This is a genomic window from Corynebacterium sp. c24Ua_83 (genome assembly GCF_039907245.1).
In the GTDB taxonomy this organism is placed as follows: Bacteria; Actinomycetota; Actinomycetes; order Mycobacteriales; family Mycobacteriaceae; genus Corynebacterium.
Map to the genome: position 1 here is coordinate 1 of NZ_JASBOI010000037.1, position 4105 is coordinate 4105.

The following is a 4105-nucleotide window of genomic DNA, read 5'->3' on the forward strand; positions in this document are numbered from 1 at the left end:
AAAGTACGAAGAGTCTACCGATTCTCTCCCTAAGGTAGAAGGAACTACCTGGAATGTTAAGTACCCCGACGGTCAAGAAGCAGTCGTAACTTCGGAGCAGGTCGCTGAAGGGAAGATCCAGAACAGGATGGTTCCGTCGACCGACGTAACGCTCACCAAGAAGGTAACTGGGCCTGCGGCATTCAAGGTTGACGACGATCATGTTTTCCAGGTTGAAGCTACCTGGATGGATGACGAGGGCAATCAGCAGCAGCGCGTTGTTGAGGTTAAGAAGGACGGTTCCGTAAACCTGGAAGGTTTGCCGCTCAACAAGGAAATTACCCTGGTAGAGCGCACTGAGAAGGTATCTGCGTCGGAAGACTCCGAGAATCTGAAGTGGACCGGTATCAACTGGACTGTAGATGGCCCGAACGACGTTGTTCAGGATGAGAATGATCCAAACAAGGCTATCTTGACGCTGAAGGGTAAGGCTGGCGAGCCTGTACAGGTTGATCTAGAGAACAAAACCGGTGGTAAGGGGCTCATTATTATCCCGTTGCCCATCCCACTGCCTCCGTTTGGCGGATCTGGCACTCCCCCGGGATCCAGTGTTGTTCCCCCAGCCCCGGGGGGTAGCACCCCGGGTGGCTCCACCCCAGGTACGGAAACCCCAGGTAGCAGCACTCGCGAAGAGGAACCTTCCAAGGGATCGACTGATTCCTCGCAAGGTAATGAGGATAGCCGAGGCGGACTCCTCGCGATGACCGGTGCCAACGTTGGTGGAGTTCTGATTGTTGCGCTGGCTATGAGTCTTGCCGGTATCGCATTGATGATTCTGCGCCGCCGCAAGCTTTCCTAAGGGATCATCACCAAGTACATAACATGTAGAAAGGAGTTGAAATGCTTATTCTTCCATTGCTGATTGAGATCCCCGAGATCTCTACTACTGGATCTGCTGTTCTCGATGGAATCGGAGGATTGCTGATTCGCCTGTATGACCTGATTGCTGGCACAGGCCTTGAGCGTTTTATCATCGGCTCAAGTTAGTCAGTACTGTTCCCGGTAGTGATCCCCACCCGCCCTAGGGTTTGTTGAGGCTCTCTGAGGCGAGGGTGGTGGGGGTCACTACCGGGTTCCTCCTACAATGGTCCAGAGGCGGACTCTAGGAATGAGCCGCTTCCCGGAGCCACAGCTAGCCCACCAGGGCTAGCTACTTCCCTAGCTGGCGCGGAAAACCTCCGCGACCAGCGGCAACTCCTCGAGCCCCGCTCCCGGTGTACGCACCAGGAGCGGGGCTCCTGGCATTCCAGACACACACTCCACCCACTTCAACCGCCGCGCATCCACCGCCCGGCGCCCCACCTGAAACCACCACAAAGCGTGCCCCACCAACGCCCACGAATCATCCTCAAAACGCACCACAAACTCCCGATCCCCCAACTCCGCGCGGCGCAATCCCTCCAGCGCAGCCGCATTCTGACCCGGCGCCACCGCAAACCCCGCAGCCGTCAGGCGCTCCACCACGCCCAGACGATGCACAAACCCCTCCGCATCCTCCACCACCAAAGGAGCCCCCGCTCGGCACGCCCGCACCGCCTGAAAACGCCACACCACCGGCTGAACCCCCGCACGCCGGCCACGCACAACTGCCCACCCCAGCGGCTCCTCCGGCTCCACGGAAAGCGTTACCAACGGCCCCGAGGCGGCCGTCTCCACCACCACAGTGCGAGGGGCAGGGGAGGCCGAAGGGGCGTCACTAGGTACGTCAGAAAGCGCCCCTGACAGCACTGGGGCGAAAGAATAAGGGTGACGACGCAACAGCCTCATCGCACGCCTCCACCAGCTCCGCGTCGGTGGCGTTGAAGCCTACGCCCAACGATTCTAACTGAGCCCACAACTGCGCAAACGGCACCGAAGGCTGAGCCTCCCACGCCGCGCGCAGGCGCTCCACCACGGCGGGGATGTGCGTCGGATCCTCCGGATGCACGGCTCTAGTCGGCCTGCGTGGAGTTAACCAGCCCAGCGGCCGGCAAGGCCCGATCCAGCGCGCGGAGCAGCACATCCGTCTCCTCCGCCGTTGTCACCGTCACGCGCACGCCCTCGCCCGCGAAACACCGCGCGATGACACCCTCGCGCTTCAGAGCCTCGTCCAGCGCCTCCGCGCGCTCGCCCACGTTCAGCCACACAAAATTCGCCTGCGACGGGTACGTCAGTGGCTCGCCTGCCGCGGCTTCGTTGGCGCCGATGCCCTCGGCCTCGCCCCCGTCGGCGCCAGTCGGAGCAACCCCCGCCAAATACGCCTCCACCCGCTCGCGCTCCGTCACCGTCGCGTCCACACGCGCGGCCAGCTCGCCCTGCGCCTGCACGCTCGCGATCCCCGCCGCCTGCGCCAGGGCATTCACACCGAAAGGAATCCCCACCTTATTCACGGCCTCCACCAGCTCCGCCGGCCCGATCAGGTATCCCAGCCGCAGCCCTGCCAGCCCATATGCCTTCGAGAACGTCCGGCAGACCGCCAGGTTTGGGTAGCGCTGCAGCTCCTCCAGCGCCACCGGAGACTCCGCATCCCGGTTGTACTCCACATACGCCTCATCCAGCACAACCGTCACATCCGCAGGCACGCGCCCCATAAACTCACGGAACTCGTCGCGGCTCACCGTCGTGCCCGTCGGATTATTTGGGTTGCACACAAAAACCAAGCGCGTACGCTCGCCGATCGCGTCGCTCATTGCCTTTAGGTCATGACGCCCACTCTTCAGTGGAACACCCACCCCAGCCGCACCGGCGATCTTGCACAGGATTGGATATGCCTCGAACGACCGCCAGGCGTACACAACCTCATCGCCGTCCTTGCAGGTGGCCTGCACCAACTGCTGGCACAGGGCGGAACTGCCATTACCCACGGCGACATCGTCGAGGTCCACGCCCAACCACTGCGCGAGCTTCCCACGCAACGCGCCCGAAGCCATGTCGGGGTAGCGGTTGAGGTTTGAGGTGGCGTCATTAATAACAGCACTAACAGAAGGCAACAGCGACAGCGAAGACTCGTTGGAAGCCAACTTCAGCGCGCCCGGCTGGGTGGAGCCGGGGGCGTATGCGGGCAGGGAAGAAAGATCGGGGCGAATCATACTGCACAGTGTAGTGGGCGCCGGAGACAGGGCTGCGGGGAGGTTTCAGGAAGTGGGCGGGATTTTGGGGAAGGTAGGCAGGTTGTGTAGTCTAAGTTCGGTCGAGATTGTGGCATCTGGAAACAGTGCTGCGATACGACGTTCGGAGGCGTGCCAGAGCGGCCGAATGGGGCTCCCTGCTAAGGAGTTGTCCCTTAGGGGACCGCAGGTTCAAATCCTGTCGCCTCCGCAACTTCGACAGAGTGCGTCAGCGCCAGAGCTGCCCACAAAGCTGCCCGGTTACTTGTGGTGAGGTTCCGGGGCTAACAGCTGCGGACAGTGTTGTGGGGCGTGTGGTGCGCCTGTGGTGGTCCGCTGGGATCGTGCCGGCGTGAAGCACTTTGTCGAAGTTTCCAAGCGCCCGTAGCTCAACGGATAGAGCATCTGACTACGGATCAGAAGGTTGGGGGTTCGAATCCCTCCGGGCGCACCGTTTTCCCCTGTGGCTGGCGGTTTACGCCGGCTGCGGGGGTTTCTTTGTGCTCGAATGCTGGGCGGTTGGCATGTGTGCGTACCGCGTGCACACGCACGCGGGAGCATGGGCGCCGCAGGCGATGTGGGGCCGACAGTGGCGGTCGCGTTAGCGAGCGCCTCCGCACAGCGCACACTTCGGCCGCTGAGGCCTCTGGCGCGCGTCGCGCGCCGGGTCTGTAGACCTCCTCCGTTCCGTCCATGGTGCACTGCCTCGTCCCCATGGCGGTCACGCGAACTACTTCATTCCCGTGACGGTCCTGGGTGCTACCTATTTCCCGTGGCGGCCGTGGTTTCATTTCCGCTGGTGAAGTGGGGATTTGTTGTTTTGCTCCCCCGGTGTGTAAAGTTAATCTGCGTTGCAAGGGAAACCTTGCAGACCTAATCGATGCCCTTTGGGGCAGCGGTGATGCGCCCGTAGCTCAACGGATAGAGCATCTGACTACGGATCAGAAGGTTGGGGGTTCGAATCCCTCCGGGCGCACAGA

The 4105-nt window shown here is 61.7% G+C and carries 4 protein-coding genes and 3 tRNA genes; 5 read left to right on the forward strand and 2 right to left on the reverse strand.

Annotated features, from left to right (window positions below):
- Positions 1-838: DUF5979 domain-containing protein (locus tag QKE30_RS10635; protein WP_347934769.1), on the forward strand; the 838-nt coding region annotated here is incomplete at its 5' end.
- A 41-nt stretch (positions 839-879) separates the two neighbouring features.
- On the forward strand, positions 880-1026 hold the full coding sequence (locus QKE30_RS10640) for a hypothetical protein (protein WP_192816908.1): 147 nt from the start codon (positions 880-882) through the stop codon (positions 1024-1026).
- A 171-nt stretch (positions 1027-1197) separates the two neighbouring features.
- Here the strand turns inward: QKE30_RS10640 and QKE30_RS10645 are convergent, their stop codons facing one another.
- Together QKE30_RS10645 and QKE30_RS10650 are read right to left on the reverse strand one after the other, a co-directional pair.
- Positions 1198-1806, reverse strand: a complete 609-nt coding sequence (locus tag QKE30_RS10645) for a hypothetical protein (protein ID WP_347934770.1) — start codon at positions 1804-1806, stop codon at positions 1198-1200.
- A 164-nt stretch (positions 1807-1970) separates the two neighbouring features.
- A complete protein-coding gene (locus QKE30_RS10650; RefSeq protein WP_347934771.1) occupies positions 1971-3107 on the reverse strand; it encodes a histidinol-phosphate transaminase in 1137 nt (378 codons plus the stop codon).
- Between the two features lie 144 nt (positions 3108-3251).
- Between QKE30_RS10650 and QKE30_RS10655 the strand changes: the two genes are divergently transcribed.
- The 3 genes from QKE30_RS10655 to QKE30_RS10665 all read left to right on the forward strand — a co-directional run bounded on the left by QKE30_RS10655 (position 3252) and on the right by QKE30_RS10665 (position 4101).
- A tRNA-Ser gene (locus tag QKE30_RS10655) sits at positions 3252-3336 on the forward strand.
- Positions 3337-3503: 167 nt separating this feature from the next.
- A tRNA-Arg gene (locus QKE30_RS10660) sits at positions 3504-3576 on the forward strand.
- Positions 3577-4028: 452 nt separating this feature from the next.
- Positions 4029-4101 (forward strand) — tRNA-Arg (locus QKE30_RS10665).
- The last annotated feature ends 4 nt before the right edge of the window (positions 4102-4105 follow it).

Bases quoted from the DNA above. Each gene is read 5' to 3' on its own strand.
- QKE30_RS10650 (WP_347934771.1), bottom strand. From the start codon at position 3,107: ATGATTCGCCCCGATCTTTCTTCCCTGCCCGCATACGCCCCCGGCTCC.
- QKE30_RS10645 (WP_347934770.1), bottom strand. From the start codon at position 1,806: ATGAGGCTGTTGCGTCGTCACCCTTATTCTTTCGCCCCAGTGCTGTCA.
- QKE30_RS10640 (WP_192816908.1), top strand. From the start codon at position 880: ATGCTTATTCTTCCATTGCTGATTGAGATCCCCGAGATCTCTACTACT.